The sequence below is a fragment of the Microcoleus sp. Pol7_A1 genome (genome assembly GCF_036701085.1).
Classification (GTDB): domain Bacteria; phylum Cyanobacteriota; class Cyanobacteriia; order Cyanobacteriales; family Microcoleaceae; genus Microcoleus; species Microcoleus asticus.
Window position 1 is genome coordinate 107100 of record NZ_JAUBQD010000004.1, and the last position, 21485, is coordinate 128584.

General features: G+C 46.3%; 16 protein-coding genes and 1 pseudogene. 12 read left to right on the forward strand and 5 right to left on the reverse strand.

Annotated elements, in window-relative coordinates; genetic code table 11:
• Positions 1 to 380: 380 nt before the first annotated feature.
• Both QUA20_RS04550 and QUA20_RS04555 read left to right on the forward strand, forming a co-directional pair.
• Positions 381 to 1142, forward strand: a complete 762-nt coding sequence (locus QUA20_RS04550) for a ZIP family zinc transporter (protein WP_333185835.1) — start codon at positions 381 to 383, stop codon at positions 1140 to 1142.
• A gap of 172 nt (positions 1143 to 1314) precedes the next feature.
• Positions 1315 to 3774 (forward strand): bifunctional serine/threonine-protein kinase/ABC transporter substrate-binding protein, encoded by a 2460-nt coding sequence (locus tag QUA20_RS04555; protein WP_333185838.1) that lies wholly within the window; start codon positions 1315 to 1317, stop codon positions 3772 to 3774.
• A 1-nt stretch (position 3775) separates the two neighbouring features.
• Here QUA20_RS04555 and QUA20_RS04560 read toward each other — a convergent pair whose 3' ends face one another.
• The gene (locus QUA20_RS04560) at positions 3776 to 4798 is read right to left on the reverse strand and encodes a transposase (RefSeq protein WP_333185840.1); all 1023 of its coding nucleotides are present in this window, start codon (positions 4796 to 4798) and stop codon (positions 3776 to 3778) included.
• A 536-nt stretch (positions 4799 to 5334) separates the two neighbouring features.
• Between QUA20_RS04560 and QUA20_RS04565 the strand changes: the two genes are divergently transcribed.
• A complete protein-coding gene (locus QUA20_RS04565; RefSeq protein ID WP_333185843.1) occupies positions 5335 to 6054 on the forward strand; it encodes a PHP domain-containing protein in 720 nt (239 codons plus the stop codon).
• A gap of 348 nt (positions 6055 to 6402) precedes the next feature.
• Here the strand turns inward: QUA20_RS04565 and QUA20_RS04570 are convergent, their stop codons facing one another.
• Both QUA20_RS04570 and QUA20_RS04575 read right to left on the reverse strand, forming a co-directional pair.
• Complete coding sequence (locus QUA20_RS04570) at positions 6403 to 7569, reverse strand: CO2 hydration protein (protein WP_333185844.1); 1167 nt, start codon at positions 7567 to 7569, stop codon at positions 6403 to 6405.
• A 282-nt stretch (positions 7570 to 7851) separates the two neighbouring features.
• Positions 7852 to 9363 (reverse strand): NADH-quinone oxidoreductase subunit M, encoded by a 1512-nt coding sequence (locus QUA20_RS04575; protein ID WP_333185846.1) that lies wholly within the window; start codon positions 9361 to 9363, stop codon positions 7852 to 7854.
• A 126-nt stretch (positions 9364 to 9489) separates the two neighbouring features.
• Here QUA20_RS04575 and QUA20_RS04580 point away from each other — a divergent pair, with 126 nt between their 5' ends.
• Both QUA20_RS04580 and QUA20_RS04585 read left to right on the forward strand, forming a co-directional pair.
• Entirely contained in the window at positions 9490 to 9651 is a 162-nt protein-coding gene (locus tag QUA20_RS04580) for a hypothetical protein (RefSeq protein ID WP_333185848.1), read from the forward strand.
• Between the two features lie 218 nt (positions 9652 to 9869).
• Positions 9870 to 10352, forward strand: a pseudogene (locus QUA20_RS04585) (Uma2 family endonuclease).
• Positions 10353 to 10487: 135 nt separating this feature from the next.
• On the opposite strand, the gene QUA20_RS04590 reads toward QUA20_RS04585, so the two are convergent.
• Complete coding sequence (locus QUA20_RS04590; RefSeq protein WP_333185851.1) at positions 10488 to 12362, reverse strand: NAD(P)H-quinone oxidoreductase subunit F; 1875 nt, start codon at positions 12360 to 12362, stop codon at positions 10488 to 10490.
• A gap of 626 nt (positions 12363 to 12988) precedes the next feature.
• Between QUA20_RS04590 and QUA20_RS04595 the strand changes: the two genes are divergently transcribed.
• The 7 genes from QUA20_RS04595 to QUA20_RS04625 all read left to right on the forward strand — a co-directional run bounded on the left by QUA20_RS04595 (position 12989) and on the right by QUA20_RS04625 (position 19500).
• The gene (locus QUA20_RS04595; RefSeq protein WP_006635059.1) at positions 12989 to 13300 is read left to right on the forward strand and encodes a carbon dioxide-concentrating mechanism protein CcmK; all 312 of its coding nucleotides are present in this window, start codon (positions 12989 to 12991) and stop codon (positions 13298 to 13300) included.
• Between the two features lie 96 nt (positions 13301 to 13396).
• Positions 13397 to 13738 (forward strand): carbon dioxide-concentrating mechanism protein CcmK, encoded by a 342-nt coding sequence (locus QUA20_RS04600; protein ID WP_006635058.1) that lies wholly within the window; start codon positions 13397 to 13399, stop codon positions 13736 to 13738.
• A gap of 258 nt (positions 13739 to 13996) precedes the next feature.
• Positions 13997 to 14302, forward strand: a complete 306-nt coding sequence (locus QUA20_RS04605) for a EutN/CcmL family microcompartment protein (protein WP_172186882.1) — start codon at positions 13997 to 13999, stop codon at positions 14300 to 14302.
• A gap of 118 nt (positions 14303 to 14420) precedes the next feature.
• Complete coding sequence (locus QUA20_RS04610) at positions 14421 to 16079, forward strand: ribulose bisphosphate carboxylase small subunit (RefSeq protein ID WP_333185854.1); 1659 nt, start codon at positions 14421 to 14423, stop codon at positions 16077 to 16079.
• 289 nt (positions 16080 to 16368) lie between these two features.
• The gene (locus QUA20_RS04615; protein WP_333185857.1) at positions 16369 to 17034 is read left to right on the forward strand and encodes a carbon dioxide concentrating mechanism protein; all 666 of its coding nucleotides are present in this window, start codon (positions 16369 to 16371) and stop codon (positions 17032 to 17034) included.
• Between the two features lie 205 nt (positions 17035 to 17239).
• A complete protein-coding gene (locus tag QUA20_RS04620) occupies positions 17240 to 18013 on the forward strand; it encodes a BMC domain-containing protein (protein WP_333045652.1) in 774 nt (257 codons plus the stop codon).
• Positions 18014 to 18459: 446 nt separating this feature from the next.
• Positions 18460 to 19500 carry a tetratricopeptide repeat protein gene (locus tag QUA20_RS04625; protein WP_172186878.1) on the forward strand — a complete coding sequence of 347 codons (1041 nt, stop codon included), beginning with the start codon at positions 18460 to 18462 and terminating at the stop codon, positions 19498 to 19500.
• A 395-nt stretch (positions 19501 to 19895) separates the two neighbouring features.
• Here the strand turns inward: QUA20_RS04625 and hemL are convergent, their stop codons facing one another.
• A complete protein-coding gene (gene hemL / locus QUA20_RS04630) occupies positions 19896 to 21194 on the reverse strand; it encodes a glutamate-1-semialdehyde 2,1-aminomutase (RefSeq protein WP_333185861.1) in 1299 nt (432 codons plus the stop codon).
• Between the last annotated feature and the right edge of the window lie 291 nt (positions 21195 to 21485).

Genomic DNA, 21485 nt, shown 5'->3' on the forward strand with positions numbered 1-21485 from the left:
TTTCTTGAGACTGGAAAATGCGATCGGGTGCGGCACCTGCACAGGAATGCCCGCCCCGGCGTCCGCTCTCAAATTAACAAGGGCTGCTACTAATTTATCGCCGCTTTTTGGCAAATTCAATTTATTAAAACAACATTACTTTTTTTAATATTTTTCCTTCCCCGGTGATGCCGGGGAATTTGTTTTTATTAGTCATTAGTCATCAGTCATCAGTCATTAGTCATCAGTCATTAGTCATTAGTTATTAGTCATTGGAAATTGCTTGCTAAAGAGGCAGTACCTCGCTCGGTTGAGAAATGCTGTATCCGCTGTCGATCCGCAATTAAAACTATATAATTCTCAAGCGGGCATAAAAATTTTTTCCCTTTGAGGTGTGGCTGATGTTTCCAGTGTGGTTGCAGGCAGGATTTTGGGGTTTAGTGGGGGGTTCGGCCTTGCTACTGGGAGCGGCGGTGGGTTACTTTGTGAGCATTCCTCAACGGGCGATCGCAACAATTATGGCTTTTGGCGCTGGTGTGCTGATTTCAGCGCTATCCTTTGAGCTGATGGATGAAGCTTACAAGCGCGGCGGTTTCGACTCGACGGCGATCGGCTTTTTGGGGGGCGCTGCTGTCTACACAGCCGCCAATTGGTTTTTGAATAAACAGGGAGCAAAACACCGCAAGCGATCGGGCGCTTTGCACCCAGCTAAAACAGAGTCAGGCGGTGGCGGGTTAGCCATCGCCCTCGGCGCGCTGTTAGACGGGATACCGGAGTCGATCGTCGTTGGCGTCAGCATGATTTCTGGAGGCGCTGTCAGTTGGGTGACAGTAGCGGCAATTTTCCTCTCCAACATTCCCGAAGGACTCTCCAGCGCCGCCGGCATGAAAAAAGCAGGGAGATCGATCGGTTACGTTTTTGGAGTTTGGGGCGCGATCGCAGTTATTTCCGGTATCGCAGCATTGTTAGGATATGCGGTTTTCAGCCACTTTTCTGCGGAAGTAATAGCCGCAACTACCGCCGTAGCAGCAGGGGGTATTTTAGCAATGATCTCAGATACCATGATTCCCGAAGCATTCGAGGAAACTCACGATTTTGCTGGATTAATTACTGTCTGCGGGTTTTTAGCTGCTTTTGTACTCAGCAAGTTAGCAGAAAGATAATTGATAATTAATTATCAGTCATCACTAATGTAGAGTTACGAATTGCTGAGATTTATAGTGTTTTTGATATAGACACAGACGAATTTGATATGTTGCCAAGCTGTATCTGGCAACAAAAAAGCTTATAATCAACATCAGCGATCGCAGCCTGTCAAGAGGTGTTGGAAAATTTATGTGTGTCAACTTAGGGCGTATCCTGCACGAAAGCTACGAAATTCTCGCTTTGTTAGGACAGGGAGGGTTTGCTAGAACCTACACGGCTGTACAAATAAACCAACGTAATAATCCTCTGTGCGTTGTTAAGGAAATTCCTTTTCCCTCATCGAACGATCCGCGCGTCTTGGAGAGGGCAAGGGAGCGATTTGAAAGGGAAGCTAGCGCTTTGCGCCGTCTGGGGAGAAACTCGCGCATTCCCGAATTATTCGCTCGCTTTGAAAACAACGACCATTTTTATTTAGTGCAAGAATATGTTCAAGGACATCCGCTCAGTCAAGAACTCGCTCCGGGCGATCGGTGGAATGAGCAACAAACAGTTGCTTTGTTGCGGGAAGTTCTGGAAATATTACAATCTGTCCACCAAGAAAATATTATTCACCGCGATATTACACCTTCTAACTTAATTCGGCGCGAAACAGATAAAAAAATTGTTTTAATTGATTTTGGGGCGGTCAAAGAAATCGGCACTTTTATCTCTAACTCTACAGGTGAAATATTCACATCGCAGGCGATCGGCACCAGCGGTTATATGCCAGCCGAACAATACAATCCGCGGTCTACCCCGCAACCCTACAATGATATTTATGCAGTAGGAATCATCGCGATTCAAGCCCTCACCGGGCAGCTTCCCACCCATCTGCCACAAGACCCCGAAACTTGCGAAATAATCTGGGATTACTCGACGCCCGATCGCCCTCCGGTACAAGTTAGCGATGGTCTAAGAAATATTTTAAACACAATGGTACCTTTCCACTTTCAGCAGCGCTACCAATCTGCTACTGAGGTGTTGGAAGCCTTGGATTCGCTGCAATTCCCGCAGTCGATCGCATTGCCACAGTCGATCGCATTGCCACAGCCGATCGCATTGCCACCGCCACCGCCACCACACTTTCGCTGGTTGTTGTTCCCAGTTGCGGGACTGGGCGCTGCATTGGCGATCGCATTTTTAATCCCCAGAATTTCCCCGCTAATCCCCAGCATTTTTCCGCAACCAACGCTGCCTACACCCTCCGCAGATGGTATAAGTTCTGGCGAAAAACTCCTCGTTCAAACCTCGCCCCTTTGGTCAAAACAAAGGGGAATTAGTGAGTTGGCAGACTCAAATTATCCTGATGCTTTGAAATTGCTCAAACAGTCCTGGCGAGAAGACCGCAGAGATCCAGAAACTTTAATTTATATCAACAATGCCCTGCTGAAGGCAATAAATGCAGAATATTACACGATCGCGATCGTTGTTCCCATCCTCAGAAATCCCGACGGTAGCATCGCTAACGCAAATTTAGCAGAAGAACTGCTGCGCGGCATTGCTCAAGCTCAAACCGAAGTTAATTTAGGCCTGATCGCTGCAAACGATCGCAATCAAGACTTTCCCGGTCAAGAATTTCTCAAACCGAAACCGATTAACGGTAAAGGCCTCAGAGTGATTGTCGCTGATGAGGCAAATATCAAGTCAGAGGCAATTAAAAGGGTAAATTCCTTAGTCGCTCAACCAGATATTTTAGCAGTCATCGGACACTATGCCAGCGAGATGACTGTGGCAACAGTAGATATTTACGATCGCCATAAATTAGTCGCTCTTTCTCCGGGAAGTACCACCGAAGAACTGACGCGAAAACCTCGAAAATTTTTCTTTCGGACTGCTCCGACAACTAGCATCGAAGCTGAAGCTTTAGTAAATCAACTGCTCTCGGTCGGTGAGAAAAAAGTGGCAGTATTTTACAATCCCAACAGTGCGTTCAGCGCTTCTTTGTGGGAAGAATTCAAAAAGCAATTTGAAGCCAAAGGAGGAACGACTATCAGGAACAGAGAGTTTTACGACTTATCTAAAAAAAATTTTAACGCCGAAGCAGCAATAAAAGAAGTTGAGAAAGTCGGAAAAACAGCCTTACTTGTCATTCCCGACGCTCAAGTCACAAATGCCCAGCAAAATGCGATCGAAATGATTAAAGCTAACCAGGATCGCCATTGGATTGTCGGGCCTTGGGGACTCTACGATTGGAAAACTTTAGAAGTTGCAAAACAGCTAAAGTCTGTCGAAAAACTAGCTATATCTGTGTTCTGGCATCCTTTAACCAGTTTTGACAAAAAATTTGCTCAAAATACTGAAAAGTTGTGGGGAGGCCCGGTGAATACTCGATCGGCCTTAACCTACGATGCGGCCCGGACGCTGATCAAAGCCATAGAAATGCAGCCAGAACCCAGCCGCGAAGGAATGCAAAAAACCTTGGCCGATCCAAATTTTAAAGTCGAGGGAGCCACGGGTATAATTGAGTTTGACTCGAACACCGGCAATCGCAAAAATCCTCCTAAAGGATTATTGGCGCATATTGTACCGTGTTCTAGAGAACAATTGGGCCTTACCTTTGTGCCGATCGAATTTCCCACAGCAGCAGCAGCCGGTTTAAAATGCGATTGAATTAATATCTTGTGCCATTCTTAACAAACCTGTAGATACTGTCTTGATCTGTCAAGGGGTAGCGAGCAAATAAGTTGGATCGAAAGGCTTTTGGGACTTTAAAATACCAAAAGCCAAATGCACCAACTTCCGATATCATTGCACCAATCACCTGCATTTTGACCTTTCCACGACCCAATAATCGCTCAGTCATGGCTTTGAGCAAAGGATTACAACGCATCGCCACCACCGCAGGCATATACAATGCCTTTCGCAATCGGACATTTCCCGTACAAGACAAACGAGTTTTGCCATGCACAGAAGTTCCTGAACTACGCTCACACGGAGTCAAACCTGCATAAGCTGCGAGTTGACGAGCATTTTTGTAATCTTCAATACGACCAACTTCAGCTAACAATACAGCGGCAGTTTGTTCTCCAATTCCTGGAATCGAAGTCAATAGCTCGCGCTGCTGTTTTAAATGGGGATGTTGGTCAAAATGATCGCTAATCATTTTTTTGATTTCTGCTTGTTGTTCTTTGATGTATTCCAAATGAGCTCTGGTAAGTTTAGCTACGGAAACTGTAGCTGTTTCTAAACGATTCTCTTCCTGTTGATACATTTGGGTCAAAGATTCTAGTCGTCGCAGTAAAGCTTGTAATTCCTTGACTTCAAACGGGGTTGGCTTCCAGAATGACGGTTTAATCGCTGCACAAAAACGAGCAATTAATGCTGCATCTACAGAGTCGGTTTTAGTACGCAAAAGTTCGCTTTTAGCAAACCCTTTAATCCGAGCCGGATTAACCACACTCACCTGGTAGCCTGCTTCATACAGAAATTCAGCTAGGGCATCTCCATAAATGCTCGTGGCTTCCATACAAGCATGAAGTTCTTCAACACCTTGTTTTTTGAGCCACTGATTTAAGCTCTCAAACCCTTCGGTATTATTCGTGAAATTTTTGGGTTTTGAGCCACGTTCTTCTTTCAGTAAAAAAACATGAAAGTCTTTTTTACTGATATCTATGCCTAAAAATGTCGGTGTCATTGTTTGCTCCAAGCTCCCTGTTTCTATGAAAGAACATGACAGGCAATTTAACTAACCTTATAAATGCAGGCTGTCCCGTGAAAACGAGCGCCTAAGATACTGTCCAGCTTTTTATATGCGCCTGTCATCAGTCATGGGAGCTTATCTACGCAACAGACTTGTGAGTGTCTAAGGGGCGGGCCAACTTCACCAATTTCTGATGTCCGATCACAACACTTTTTACTGTCATGTGTACCTTAAGGAAGAAACTTTAATGGTTTCTTTATCTTTACTCGTGTTACGATTCAATTACAACCGTGTCTGCGATTCGATTACAACCGTGTCTGCGGTTCTATAGCCTGCGATCTACGGTTTGAGCGCCTGACTCTTTTAAGATACAAGGGGCGGGTTTTACCGATCGTAATTGCCTAAAATCAATAATCTCATAAACCCGCCCCCGCACCACGGTAAATCGCTATTGTAACTATCGCGATCGGTGCAACATATAAATTTATTCGATATATTAAACAAAGCTAGTTTTTTTTATAATAACGCTTATGACTGTCAATCTCGCTCCCTACCACGATTCTAGTCTCAAACCTGAAGCCCAAAATATCTCAGCACTCAAACAAGTCTTGCAGACAATTGATGCCGATAGCTGTCCCGGTTCATACAACTTCCACCTGCACACAATTAACTCTGACGGGCGATCGCAGTCAGAAAAAGTGATGGAACAAGCGATCGCGATCGGTCTCAAAGGCTTAGCTATTACCGACCACCACAGCACCAAAGGCTACGCTCAAGCTCAAATTTGGTTGGATAATTGGAAATTAGACCATCCCAAGAACAACATCGCAGCACCAACTCTATGGACGGGTGCTGAAATTAATGCCGAATTGCTCAACAACGACGTACACATTCTCGCTTACGCCTTCGATCCGCAACATCCCAGTCTCCAACCTTACTTGCGAGGTAAAGGTACTGAAGGCAGCGCTAATTATCCAGCAGCCAGGGTAATTGAAGGTATTCAAGAAGCAGGAGGTTTAGCAGTTCTAGCACATCCTTGCCGTTATCGATCGACCGCAGATAAACTCATCCCAGAAGCCGCTCGTTTAGGAATTGACGGTGTAGAAACCTACTATGCCTACGGTAATCCAAATCCTTGGAAACCGAGTCCCAAACAAACAGCTTTAGTCAAAGATTTAGCAGAAACTCACGGCTTGCTGGGAACTTGCGGAACCGACTCTCACGGCCTGAGTCTTCTAGTCCGAATGTAAATAGTTCGGAAATAACAAGTGCTTTATGCTGTGATTGCAAGCCTAAGCCTTAGCGGCTCTATCTCTTATGAAAGCAATCGCAATGACCCGAAAACAAACAGTTTACCCTGTCATAGTATGTCGGCTCAAACGACCACTATAAAATTGGTTTGTAGCGAGGACTGAAGTCCTCATTAAAATCCGAGGACAGAAGCTTTCACTACTTGCCTTATAACGGCTATTTTACTGGAGGTGATCTCATTGCGATCGCCAGGATGAGCTTTCGCGATTCAAAGGAAAGCAATTGCCAAAGCCGATAATATTGTTGCAACTCCTAGAGACTTTTCGCTCTAAAAAACAGTCGTAATTCTACCGTTCTGGGAACAACTGACAGGCCCTATTAGTGGGCTGATTTGCCCAATCCAAGCGAGAATTCCCAAATCGATCCATCCAACCTTCCAAATAAGCCCGATTAGCCTTTCTTTCCTCTGGATCTGATGTATTCATGGGATGAGGTGCTAAACCCAAAATAGTCGCCGTCGTCACGCAAAACATCGACTTTTGAAAACTCTGACAAATTTGCACCCGCACATCGTCTTCACCCCGACAACTCGTGCGATAAACTTCGTGCAAATACTCCGGCAAATAATGCCGCATATCTTGCATTAATTGAGTTGGCGGAATCCCTGCACCTCCAATCGGTAAAGGGTCAGCAAACAAAGCCCCGTAGGCAAATTCTCTTTGTTCTTCCGGGATTTGATGCGCTTGAGCATTGTATGAAACTGTGCCAAAAAACGCAGTGCCCCGAAAGAAAACAGCCTCTACATAAGGAACGGCTACATCTGGTAAAAATGTCAAATTAGCCGTCGCTGGCAGTATATCGTAGACTTGAGGGCCAATCTTGACGCTGTAGGTAATCGGTAGGCTGGCCGCGGCCACTAAACCGGCTTTGACAAAATCAACTACATCAGAAATAGACTTAGTTTCCCCTCGATCGTAGGAATCAGATAAGTCCATAAACAAATCGCTCATTACCCGCCAAAACTGACCGAGACCGGTGTAGTAAGCCAGCATCCGCACTTGTTCCGGCAAAAAATCGGGAAATGCTTTGTGAAGTCCCTGCATGAAAAAATTGCCTTTTAATTTAGCTGCGATCGCCTTTTCGGCCAAACTGCTAAATTCCGGGGAATCCAAATAACTGTCCAAACCCCCGCCGCCGTGCCAAAGCATTGTTCTCATGCAATACTCCGCATACTCAAAATTAATGCGATCGTGCCACAAATAGCGTATTAACTTTGGCAGAGTGACTTCCCCATTGAAATATTTAAAAAACGGGAAAAGCACTAAAAACTGTTCTTCAGCAATATAATTGAGATTGCGAGAATAGGCATCTAAAACAATACCATAACTTTTCAGAACCCCGACAACTTCTACTACATTTTCCACCGATTCAGGCAGCAAAGCTTTGCCTGATTCTAAGACATCAATGTATGCGGCTAGGGGATGGACAGAGGGTTTTAATACGGTACTTTTCATCTGGATTCAGCCTGAATTTAATAACTATTTTCTTACTGCTTATAGTTCTGGTATTATATCATTTTTGGCAATGTTGGCTACCTAAAAACACAAAAATTTACTTTGTTTTGATATAAAAATACCTAATATCCTGGAGGCACTCTATATCGAAAAAAGCGGGTTTTTTAGGTTTCTGCGGGGTGCGTTTGTTTGTAGTGAGGAATGCAAGTCATCATACAATTCTGAGGACTGTCATACTCACTACAAACGAATTGGAGTGCGGTCGATCGACCGGACATCCTATCAGTCCAAGTTTTGAGAAACTTTAACTTGCGCGGGCCCTGGAGCTGCCATTGCGATCGCAGTTTTCTCGCTCAAAGCAACTAAAACTCCCGGCTGCACTCCCATGATTGCAATAATTATTGCTAAAACCAGCGAAGGAATGCGATCGTTCCAGCGGACTTGTGGCAAATTTACCACCAAATCCGAAAGGCGGCCGAAAAAGGCGCGGTTGACCATAATTAAAAAGTAAACTGAAGTTAAACCAGTGCCGATCATGCAGAGGAAAGTTTGCACGGGAAACACTGGCAAACTGCCCCGAAATATCAAAAATTCAGCAATAAATCCAGCCAAACCCGGAATCCCCGCACTTGCCATCACACCGAGGATCATTAAACTGCCAATCATCGGCAAACCGCGATCGGGATTGAACAAACCTTTGAGCACATCGATGTTGCGAGTGCCGGATTTTTTGTAAACAACGCCGACACTCAAAAATAGCAGCGCCGAAATTAAACCGTGGCTAACCATTTGCAACACAGTTCCCAACATACTAATCGGCGTAGCTGCGGCGCTAGCTAACAAAATGTAGCCCATGTGAGCGATCGAACTGTAAGCTACAATTTTTTTCATATCTTTTTGGGCGATCGCGCAACTCGCCCCGTAAAGCACGCTTACCACAGCCCAACTCGCCAACCAAGGCGCCGCCACCGCCCACGCATCGGGAAACAAACCCAAACCAAAGCGCAGCATCCCGTAAGTTCCCAGCTTCAAAAGCACCCCCGCCAGCAGCACCGAAACCGGCGTCGAAGCTTCTACGTGAGCATCCGGCAGCCAAGTATGAAAAGGCACCAAAGGCATCTTAATCCCAAAAGCCAGCAACACCCCAGCCAGTAAAATAATTTGCCTTACCAAAGGTAAAGGCAATCCTCCTTGCAAATGCAATGCGCCCGCTCCACCAACCAAATCGAAACTAGAAGCACCGCTCAGCCAAACAGTTCCCAAGAAAGCAGCCAGCAGTACAATGCCCGAAAAAGCAGTATAGATTAAAAACTTAGTAGCAGCATAACCCCGGCGCTCGCCTCCCCAAATCGCAATTAACAAGTAAAGCGGAATCAATTCTATCTCAAAAAACAGGAAAAATAGCAGCAAATTTTGAGATAAAAAAGCCCCCGTTACGCCGCCGGTAATTAACAGAATCAAAGAATAATAAAATCTAGGTCTGCGGATCGACTCATCCGTAGCGTAAATTGCCACCCCTGTCAGCAGAGTATTTAAAATTACCAAAGGCAGAGACAAACCATCAACGCCGAGATTGTAATTCAATCCCAAAGCATCTATCCAAGGAATAAATTCCGAAAACTGCAACTGACTCGTACTGGGATCAAACTGAACTGCCAAAATCACCGAGAGAATCAAAGTTATGCCCGCAATGGCGATCGCGGCATTCCGAACTATTTTAGAACTCACTGAACCGGGCCACAACCCAATCACGGTGGCAGCCAACATTGGTATCCAGATTAAAGCACTGAGCATCAATTAAAACTTTCCTTTACTACAGATTTTTAAACTATATTTAACATTAACGCAAAGCAACTAAATATAAAAGCGATCGGCTATTTTTTTTCTTAACATAGCTTCAGATGTATTTGGAACCGTCCCATGACCTCAACTCTTACAGAAAGTCTCACAGATCGGGAAGATTTGCAAATTAAATCCGAGTATCCTTCCACCCCCTTAACAGTTGCCGACTTGGAACAACTGGAAAGTATACTCTGCGAAGCACATCTAGACTACCAATTAGAACTCGTAGACCATTGGTAACAAGTTAAACTAAGAAAGCATTTGTCAATCAGCAATTATGCTCAACCTTTACTCGGATTTTGGGCATAAAACTGAGATTTGGGCGATCGTGCGATCGTGCCGAGGGTGATATTTATACCTACTCTCTCTCAAATCGTGAATTTTCCACTCCTAAAAAAGCAGTTTTTTTGAGTAATATTACTGATTGACAAATGCAATTAAGTCTTAACTTGTCACCAATGCTCGTAGACGGAAAGATTATCATTATGGGCCCATCAGACATTGTATCGAGCGAAATAGGGGCAGAGTTAGTCAGACTTTTGGGCAACTGGGTTAAACCCCGCAAACTCGGACGAGTGTTTGAGTCTAGCGGCGGGTTTATCCTCCCCAATTCCGATCAGAGAGTTGCCGATGTTTCATTTGTGGCTGCCTATGGCCTCAAACAAAGTAAAAGGTATTTTGCCGAACTCGTTCCCGACTTAGTTGTAGAAATCAAATCTCAGTCCGATCGCCTCAAACTCCTGCGATAAAAAATTCTATCATTCATCGAAAGCGGAGCCAAAGTCGGAATATTAATCGACCCGGACAAGCGCCAAGTAACAATTTACACTACGAAAGCCGAGCCAGTTGTATTGAGAGATGGCGACACGATTGGAATTCCCGATATTTTGCCCGGTTGGGAAGTTCCGGTTGCCGAATTGTGGTCGATCAAGTTTAAGTAAAATTAGATAAAAAAGCAGACAAACCCAGAAGAAAATCATCTGCGTTCATCTGCCCTCATCTGCGGTTTAAAGTTGCATAAAATTAGATCGAAAGCAGACAAACCCAGAAGAAAATCATCTGCCGACCTCTACAGTTTAAAACTGCCAAATAATCAACCCCAGCAACACAGCAACCCCCGACGCAATAGTCAACACATAAAACTGCGACTGACCGGTGCCGCTGTACTTCAACCCTTCGCCGCTGAAAATTGTCGCCAAACCGAACAAATTCACCGCCCCGTCCACCAAATACCTGTCAGTCCAAGCACTGATTTTAGAAATAGAAGCCACAGCCCAAACGACAGTCAAGCGGTAAACTCGATCGATATAAAAATCGTAAGCAAACAAATCCTGCAAAACCGGAACAGGTAGCCGTACCGGTCGAGGTAACACCCCGTACCAATAAATCGCCACCCCAACCGCACAGCCAATCAACCCAGATAACATCAACAGCGGCGTATCCAGCGTCTTCAAAAGCAAATTTAAAGCATCAAAATCTCCCGTTTCCGACCAAGGCCCGCTCCAACTAATTAATAGTTGCCACTTCTGCAACATCCAAGGCACTAACAGTCCCATCACCGTCAAAATTACCATTGGCAAAGCCATAGGCCAACCAACTTCTGGAGCTCTGCGAGTTTTCGGCTGCGGTTTTCCGACAAACACTAAACCGAAAATGCGAGTTAAATTTAGCGCCGTCAAACCATTAACCAAAAGCAACACAATTACTAGCCACAAAGGCACCGTCCAAAAACCGTTGAGCCAGCGGCGCATCGCCCAAAAATTGCCCAGAGGCAACAGCGCTACCATCCCCGCAGCGCCTACTAAATAAGCCGTAGTCGTGGCAGGCATCTTCGACCACAACCCACCCATTTCTGTTAAATCTTGAGTGTTAGTTGTGGTAATAATTGACCCTACGCTCATGAATAATAAACCCTTGGCGATCGAGTGCGCGAACAGCAACAGCAAAGCAATGTCAACTTGATTTAGCCCCACGGCGATAAACACCAAACCCAAAGAAGCGCTGGTAGAATGCGATAGTGCTCTTTTGATGTCGATTTGGGCGATCGCCACCAAGGAAGCGCCAACCGCAGTCACCGCGCCCAAAACCACCAGCACCCCCTCTACGATCGGCGACAGCGCTAAAACAGGCTGAAGTTTAATCAAAACATAGGCCCCAGCGCCCACAACTACCGTATTCCGCATAATCGAAGCCGGGTTGGGCCCTTCCATCGCCTCGTCGAGCCACAAATGGAAGGGAAATTGAGCGCACTTGGCCGTAGGTGCGGAGATTAAAGCCAAACCTAAAAGAGTCGCCACTACGGGAGACAAAGTTGCAGTTTCCGCCCATTTTTCCAAATCGGAAAAATTCAAACTTCCCGCTAAAGTTGAAAGCGTCACTACTCCCATCAGCAGCGGCACGTCTCCTACACGCTTTGTCAAAAACGCATCTCTAGCGGCTGTTACTACCAGCGGTTGAGCGTACCAAAACCCGACTAGCAAGTAAGTTGAAAGCGTCAGCACTTCCAACAAAGCGTAAGTTATAAGCAGCGAGTCGCTAATGGCAATGCCGCTAATTGCCGCTTCAAAAAAACCCATCAGCCCAAAAAATCGAGCTAGCGCCCAGTCTTTTTCCATGTAGCCTAGAGCGTAAATTTGTGCTAGCAAACTCAGAACACTAACTAACTCCATTGCTCCCACGCTGACCGTGGAGATTTCTATTGCAAAAGACAAATCTAAATCTGCTGCTTGCACCCAGTGCACTAGCAACTGTTGGGGCGGTCGATCCCAAGTCGCTGTAAAAATAACTGACCCGTGTATGAAAGCCAACACCGTCATCAGCAAATTGAAGTAAGCTGCCGGTCTCGGGCCTGTTCGGCGAACGGTTCCCGTAGACCACGGCAAAGTTAAAATTGCGCCTATTAAGCCATATAAAGGTACCCACCAACAGGCTTGGAGGAGAAATTGAGTCATTTAATCTATCCCTTAAACTTCAAATTACCGGCTGCGTTTATACAAAAACAGTCGCGGGCGATCGTGCGATACCCTAAAACTTTAACTAAAGCCGATCGTATAGTTCTGGCAAAATAATTTGCACTCAACAAGATTAACTATACATTAAAGCATCAAAACAGATAATTATCTCAATACAAAATTACCGACTGAGCAGGCTCGGCACTCAAAGAAAAAAATGCCTGCCGATCGGCCAAGACTGCTTTTTTTGCCGATTTCCCCGCGATCCCCCTTTTTGAAATCCCCAAGTTTCCCGGCAATGCTCAGCTCCGGCTTCACATACCGAACTCTACTTGATAAGTATTGTTACTTACTCTAATCCCCGATCCCTGTCGGCATCTACTCGTTTTTATATTAACTTTATTAAATAAATATTAAATTATTTGAAGTAACATAAAAAATTTTAATTTTTGTTATTAAACATTATGATGTTAGTTTATATTGTCAAGGTGGACAGCTTCCCCTATTCTTAAAGAATAGGAAGCTTTACACTGCATTACTAAATAATGTGGGCCTCCCCGTCCAAATTTTTAGATTTCTCAAAGATTTGTAACGGTAATTTCACTAATCCTCTAGGAGATTCAAAAATGTCAATTGCCGTGGGAATGATTGAGACAAAAGGTTTTCCCGCTGTTGTGGAAGCTGCCGATGCTATGGTCAAAGCTGCCCGCGTTACCCTCGTGGGCTATGAAAAAATCGGCAGCGCCCGCGTCACCGTAATTGTGCGCGGCAACGTGTCGGAAGTCCAAGCCTCAGTGGCCGCTGGAGTGGAATCCGTCAAGCGGGTGAACGGCGGAGAAGTCGTCTCTACCCACATTATCGCTCGCCCCCACGAAAACCTAGAATACGTTCTGCCGATTCGGTATACAGAAGCAGTAGAACAGTTCCGAGGCTACTAAGTTCTTTGCGCACAGAAATTTCGTTTGACGAAAATTAGTGCGATCGTCAAAAATTAACTGTTTAGTTCCCCAAATATTCAATCAGGAGTAAAACCAATGGCAATTGCAGTTGGCATGATCGAAACCTTAGGCTTCCCCGCAGTTGTAGAAGCTGCTGACGCGATGGTCAAAGCAGCCCGCGTCACCTTGGTAGGCTACGAAAAAATTGGTAGCGCTCGCGTTACAGTCATTGTCAGAGGAGATGTCTCGGAAGTGCAAGCTTCGGTCGCCGCTGGAGTAGAGTCAGTGAAGCGGGTTAACGGCGGACAAGTGATGTCCACCCACATTATCGCCCGCCCTCACGAAAACTTGGAGTACGTGCTGCCGATTCGCTACACCGAAGCTGTAGAACAGTTCCGCGAAGGCGTAAGCGGCATTCGCCCTCTCAACAGATCGTAAGATAGGCGATCGGCAAAGGGGCATTAGGTAATTAAAAATTAAAAATTAAAAATCGCGATGTTTTTGATTTAGCATTTTTAATTTTTAATTGAGGAGGGCATGGGATATTGGTTATTAGTCATTAGTCATTAGTCATTCATTAGTTACTAGACGAAGAACTCTAAACGGCGGACAGCGGACTGAGTAAAGCTAATTAAAAAAAGACAAGTGACAGTGTAAAAATGACAGTTACCAATTACCTATTACCTATTACCTAAAATGCAAATGGCCAAAGTTCTCGGCACAGTTGTCAGTACCCAAAAAGAGCCGACACTGAGAGGATCGAAATTTCTACTGCTGCAATTCATCGATGAGGAAGGTTCCCCAGTTCCCGGATATGAGGTAGCCGCTGACTGTGTGGGCGCTGGTATCGATGAATGGGTTTTAGTGACCCGAGGCAGCGCAGCCCGGATCGCGCCCGGGAGCGAAAACCGTCCGATCGATGCTCTGGTAGTAGGCATTATAGATACTGTCAATGTAGAAAATCGCCTCATTTACAGTAAAAAAGACGACCCGTACCGCTAGTTGCAACCGTTAGCAGTTAGCAGTTAGTGGAAGAATAACTAACAACTAACAACTAACAACTAACAACTAACAACTAACAACTAACAAAAAGATTTTTCAGCTTAGGAGAACTTAATTTATGGCAGTCCGCAACGTTGCGGCTCCCCCGACGCCTTGGTCGAAAAACTTGGCTGAGCCTAAAATTCACGACACCGCCTTCGTACATTCCTTTTCTAACATTATTGGGGATGTGCATATCGGTTCTAATGTGATGATTGCCCCCGGGACATCTATCCGCGCCGATGAAGGCACTCCTTTTTATATTGGAGAAGGAAGCAACATTCAAGACGGAGTAGTGATTCACGGCCTAGAACAAGGCCGAGTCACAGGAGACGACGATAAATCCTATTCTGTGTGGGTGGGGAAAAATACTTCCCTCACCCACATGAGTTTAATTCACGGCCCTGCCTACGTGGGCGACGAGTGCTTTATCGGCTTTCGCTCTACGGTGTTCAATGCCAGAGTGGGCAACGGCTGCATTGTCATGATGCACGTACTAATTAAAGATGTGGAGATTCCCCCCGGTAAGTACGTACCTTCGGGAGCCATCATCACTAATCAGAAGCAAGCCGATCGCTTGCCTGACGTTCTAGATTCTGACGTTCAATTTGCGACCCATGTCATCGGCATCAATGACGCTCTGAGAACGGGTTATCGCTGCGCTGAGAACATCGCCTGTCTAGCACCAATTCGCAACGAACAAACTAAAAACCCAAATATGACTCAAACCAAATATTCTACCCATGCCGGCACCCAATTGAGTTCTTCTCTAGCCGATAGCATCCGCAATTTACTAGCTCAAGGATACAGCGTGGGAGCCGAACACGCCGACGTGCGACACTTCCGGACCGGTTCTTGGCGCACTTGCGGCCCGATTTCCTCAAAGCGCGACTCTGAAGTAATCGCGGCTCTGTCAGCTTGCATGGCTGAGCACCAAGGAGAATACGTCCGCTTGATCGGGATTGACACCAAAGCCAAGCGCCGCGTACTAGAAGAAATCGTCCAAAGACCGGGAGACAACGGCTCTAACGGTTCTAACGGTGCGAAAACTCACCAATCTAACGGTAAAGTTGCACAACAAGCTTCACACCACAATAGCGGTTCCGTGTCAAGCGGAAAATTGAGTGCCGAAACAGTGGCTCAGGTTCGCGGCTTGCTAGCTCAAGGCTACAAGGTGGGGACGGAACACGCCGACGCGCGCCGCTTCCGCACCAGTTCTTGGCAAAGCGGGGCTTCGCTGCAAGTCAGAAACGAATCTGAGGCGATCGCCGCTTTGGAAGCTGTGATGAACGAGTACCCGGGCGAGTACGTGCGCTTGATCGGGATTGACCCGAAAGCTAAGCGGCGCATAGTTGAAGAAATTATTCAGCGTCCCGACGGCCCGGTTGGTCAATCGGCTAAGCCGGCAGCAACATCTAAGCAGGCAGCAACATCGGGATACAAAGCAGCTTCAACTGGTTCGGCGCCCAGCAGCGGAAGTTTGACCGGCAAGACGATCGACCAAATCCGCAACCTGCTTTCCCAAGGCTACAAAATTGGCTCGGAACACGCCGACGCGCGCCGTTTCCGCACCGGTTCTTGGAGCAGTTGCGCGCCGATCGCATCCAACCGCGAATCCGAAGTGATTTCCGCCCTCGAAAGCTGTCTCAAAGAACACAGCGGCGAGTACGTCCGCTTGCTTGGCATCGACTCCAAGGCTAAGCGCCGGGTACTCGAAGAAATTATCCAACGACCTTAATTTGCCTGGTAATTAGCCTGTTTCTCCCGTTAAGCCCTCGCACAGGGGCCAACGGGAGAAACCCCAGCGGATGGAAGTTGGATTTGAGATAGTTATAAAGCTCGATTGAGAAATGTTGGTCAAAATCTAGAATCTTCTGAAAGTTTCTATAAAACGTTAAAGCATCAAGCTTCTCAGTATTAGTAAATTATCGTTTCTTAGATTGACATGGTTAAATTTATCAGTCGAAAAAACCCATAATTTAAAGTCCTTTTATCGAAAAAAATAGCTCCTTTCATGGTGAAGTCGAATGTATTTATCGCCACTGCAATTAAGTAGCAACTCTCAGATTTTGATGAGTGGCGATGTAGTTGTGAATGAGGGTGCGGCGATCGCCCCTGGAGCAATCCTGCAAGCAGATTTGGGCAGCCGGATCTCGATCGCCGCCGGTGCCTGTATCGGTATGGGAGTTATCCTTCACGCCCGTGAAGGTAATCTGCAAATCGAGGCGGGCGTTATTCTGGGTGCAGGGGTGCTAGTGGTAGGTGCGGGAACGATCGGGGCAAATGCCTGTATTGGGGCGGGGACGACACTGATCGATCCTTGTATCGACCAAATGCAAATTATACCAGCAGGTTCTCTAATCGGAGATACCAGCCGCCAAGCGGCCGCAGAAGCAACCGCAGCAGCGCCAACATCACCAGAAACCCCCGAAGCCACTACGCCACCAGTCGATCGACCGATCGAGCCGATCGAGCCCCCACAACCCCCCCAAACACCGCCTCAAACTGCGCCGGAGACTGCCACAGAGCCGCCGGAATCCACCGCCGCAGAGCCTCCGCAACCAGGGGAGACGCCAACTATTCTGTACGGTCAAGCTCACATCAATCGGCTGTTGGGGACGCTGTTTCCGCACCGGCAAGCTTTTAATCGATCGGACGAAAACGGTCAAACTCTATCGGGCGGTTCCGGGTAGCCGTCATTTCGGCAAAAGGCAGCTATGCTGAAGGCAGAAAGATCAAATATAAATAGGTAATCTCATATTATTGGTAGCTCAGCAATTTGTCAGGCCTTGCCGCAGCAATCTGTGTCTTGTAGCTCGTGCAGTCGGTCTTCTCATCTGAGAAACTATAAACTATCAACAAATTTTTATTTTGGGAAGTTTCTAAAGGTAATAGAAGATGGACGGACAAACAGATCGTAACAGTCACGAAGAGCGATCGCAGCGCCAGGAATACTTCAAAGACACTGCTTTGGGTTTGGTATCCACCAAGAGTTTTCCGGCAATCGTGGGGACTGCTGACATGATGCTGAAGTCGGCAGGAGTGATTTTAGTAGGATACGAAAAAATTGGTTCTGGTCACTGTACGGCGATCGTCCGCGGCAGAATTTCGGATGTGCGTTTGGCTGTGGAAGCTGGAGCTCAAACAGCCGAACAGTTCGGGCAGTTTGTTTCTAAGTTGGTGATTCCTAGGCCTTTGGCTAATTTGGAAGTGGTTTTGCCGATCGGCTTTCGCCTGACTGAGCTTTCGGAAAGCGGCAATTATTCTCGGCTTAGCAATCAGGCGATCGGTTTGCTCGAAACCCGGGGATTTCCGGCAATGGTCGGCGCTTGCGATGCTATGCTCAAATCCGCAGACGTACACTTGGCAGCTTACGAGAAAATCGGCGCCGGTTTGTGCACGGCAATTATTCGCGGTGCAGTTGCAGATGTAGCAGTAGCCGTAGAAGCCGGGATGTACGAAGCTGAGCGAATTGGCGAGTTGAACGCGGTGATGGTAATTCCGAGGCCTTTGGAAGATTTGGAACAAACTTTACCGCTGGCGAGTTGCTGGATCGAACACCGTAAACCTGTGATGATGCCCGTGTCGGTTAAGGAAAAAGAACAAGAATTGATCGAACTTCCAGATTTGGAGAAATTGACTGTTTATGTGGAAGAGGAAATCAATCGGTAATTCGTAATTAGGCAACAAAATTTTGTAGAGACGTGCTGCTGCAAATACTGAGACGAAGTTTCTCAAAAAAATATAAAGTTTACTCCGTGGGAGTAGGTGCAACAATTTATACTGAGTAGCTGTCTCAAACTTAATTTGGCGAGCGAGCCGATCGCAGCCGCATCAAGAGACACAGAACACCAACTAAAACTAGGCTTTTAAGATCGAGCCGATCGCCTAAACAATGGAACTGACGAAGTAAATCCAGCCGAGGTGCAGACTCTTTCCACAGGATTTAACTGCTGTTAAAATGAACCTAAAATCCTGTTTCCGGTAGATAGCCTACAATCAATTTGAGGGTAATCTAATAACGGGTGGCACAAAAAGAGAAGTTTAACCGTTGTTCAACTCAAAACTGGCAGCAAAGGAATCAACCCCCAGAATCAAGCACTCCTGAAAGTTGACCTATGAACCTCAAACAATTTTACAAGCGCGGTTTGCACAGCGCCAAGAAAGGAAACTATGAAGCGGCGATCGACGATTTCGATCGCATCCTGCAACTCAACCCTGCCGATGCCAAAGCCTATAACAATCGCGGCTTAGTCTACTATTACATGAAAGACTACCAGAAAGCGATCGCAGACCTCAGCCAAGCGCTAGATATCAATCCTAATTTGTTCGAGGCTTACCTGAATCGAGGCAATGCTTGGCGCCATCTCGGAGAACACGAAAAAGCCATTGACGATCTCAACTGTGCTTTAGCAAGTAAGCCTGGAAACCACGCTATCTACAACAACCGAGGACTCGTACTTGCTAATTTAGGACATTACGAAGAAGCAATAGAAGACTACAATCGAGCTCTCTCTATCAATTCCCACAATTATAAAACCTATTACAACCGGGGGCGCGCTTACTACCTTTTGGGAGAAAAAGAGGCGGCAACGGAGAACTTTAACGAAACGCTGCGGTTGAATCCTAAATATATCAAAGCTTACATAAATCGCGGTCTCTGTTATCACCAATTAGGAGACAACACGCAGGCGATCGCCGATTACAACACTGCACTGGGCATCGATCCACAAAATGTTTATGCGTATTATAACAGAGGTTGCGTTCGCTATAAATTAAAACAAATGCAGCTTGCAATTGAAGACTTTGACAAAGCAGTGGAACTCGATCCGAACTATGTTAAAGCTTATCTCAACCGGGGTTTAGCGCTCTATAAACTCGGAGATGTGACGGCAGCAAATAAGGATTTTTACTTGGTAATGTGCATTAATGCTGAAGCTTATGTATACTACCAAGCCCAGCGTTGTACGCCTGATATTAATTCGTACTTCAAAGAAGCGCCGCAGGTGGAACTTAATAATGCTGTAGAATACTACAACACAACATTAAATACGATGTCAACTTCCTTAAGTTCCGCAGCATTAAACGCGGTCTGGAATCAAGAAGATTTGGAGAACAGAGACTCGATTATCTGTGAAGGTGAATTTATCAATAATTGAATTAGTCAGCAGTCAGTAGTCAGTAGCCAGGAGGCTTAGTGCATAAAATTTTGAGCGATAGGAAACCGCATATGCAACGCAAAGCCATCTCAAGATAGGAGAGCGAATGTATGGAATTTAAGTCTCATGACTCAGCAGTCATTAGTCATTTTTCATTAAGTAGGTCATCGCAAAAAAACAATACCTCAGAAAGCCAGTTTTTTCGTATATTTCTCGTGAGTCGTGGCAAAATCTCGTATAAATCAGCTTTCTAGCCCCCTGCGCAAGCCCCGATCGAGAGGTTTTTAACGCGGATTGTGTACCAGTTAAAAATTAAAGTCCTTACTGCCAAAAAACAGCAAGGACTTCAATCATTTATTCCTGAGTTTTAAGGACGAATGTCCTTACTACACACGTTAAATACTCGCCATCACTTCACGCGCTGCGGCCAAAGTTCGATCGACATCTTCATCAGTATGAGCCAAAGAAGTAAATCCCGCCTCAAACTGCGAAGGAGCAAGATAAATTCCGTGCTCCAACATTCCCCGGTGAAAGCGGCTGAACTTAGTCAAATCCGACTTTTTCGCATCATCGTAATTGTGAACCGGGCCAGCCGCAAAAAACAAGCCAAACATCCCGCTAATTTGCCCGCCACAAACCGCGTGTCCGGCTTCCTTAGCAATTTTTAGCAATCCGTCGGACAGTTTTTTCGTAATCTTATCCAACTGTTCGTAAGTACCGGGTTTTTGCAGCAATTCCAAAGTTTTAATCCCAGCAGTCATCGCCAAAGGATTACCCGAAAGCGTACCTGCTTGATACATCGACCCAGCAGGAGCCACCATCCCCATAATATCGCGCCGTCCGCCGTAAGCTCCCACCGGCAAACCGCCGCCGATAACTTTACCCAAAGTTGTCAAATCCGGGGTAACGCCGAATTTTTCTTGGGCGCCGCCGTAGGCAATGCGGAAACCGGTCATTACTTCATCAAAAACTAACAAAGCACCGTTATCTTTGGTAATTTCCCGCAGGCCTTCGAGAAAACCTGCATCCGGGGTAATAAATCCGGCATTGCCCACAACTGGTTCGAGAATTACCCCTGCTATCTCGCCCGGATTTTCGGCAAATAAAGCTTTTACTGCTTCCAAGTCATTGTAGGGAGCGTTGAGGGTGTTGGCGGTAACGGATTTCGGAACGCCCGGGGAGTCTGGAAGACCCAGAGTTGCCACGCCGGAACCTGCTTTTACCAAGAACATATCGGCGTGCCCGTGATAGCAGCCTTCAAATTTAATCAGTTTATCGCGCCCGGTGAAGGCTCGCATCAGCCGCAAAACGGCCATGCAGGCTTCGGTGCCGGAGTTGACAAATCGCACCATTTCAATGCTGGGAACCGCATCGATGACCATTTCCGCGAGCACGTTTTCTAACAGCGACGGTGCTCCGAAACTCGTACCTTTTTCTAAAGATTCGTGAAGGGCTTTGATGACTTCTGGGTGGGCGTGGCCGCAGATAGCCGGGCCCCAAGTGCCTACGTAGTCGATGTATTGGTTTTCGTCAACATCCCAAATGTAAGCTCCTTTTACCCTGTCAAAGACGATGGGCTGTCCGCCTACAGATTTGAAGGCGCGGACGGGGGAACTGACGCCACCTGGCATCAACTTCTGGGCGGCGGCGAAAATTTCTTCTGATTTGGTAGTTTTCAAGGTTGTGGAAACCAATGTTTTCTCCTTAGTGAACGTCTGTTGTTGGTAGAATAATTTTATAGCCAGTTCAACATAAAGGTTAGGTCGATTCAAGGAAACTATTCTAATAGATTTTAGGGTACAAACCAATGGGTAGCAATACTAGCTTGGGTTTTTTAGGCTTTGTCGCACTAGCACCGTGAAGCGAAGCTATCCCGTAGGGAATCGCCCTAAAGTGTAATATTTTGTAAAATACTTCTTGACAATTTGTCCATCACTTCCTCAAACTCCTCTCTTCTCTTCCTCTGCGTCCTCTGCCTTCTCTGC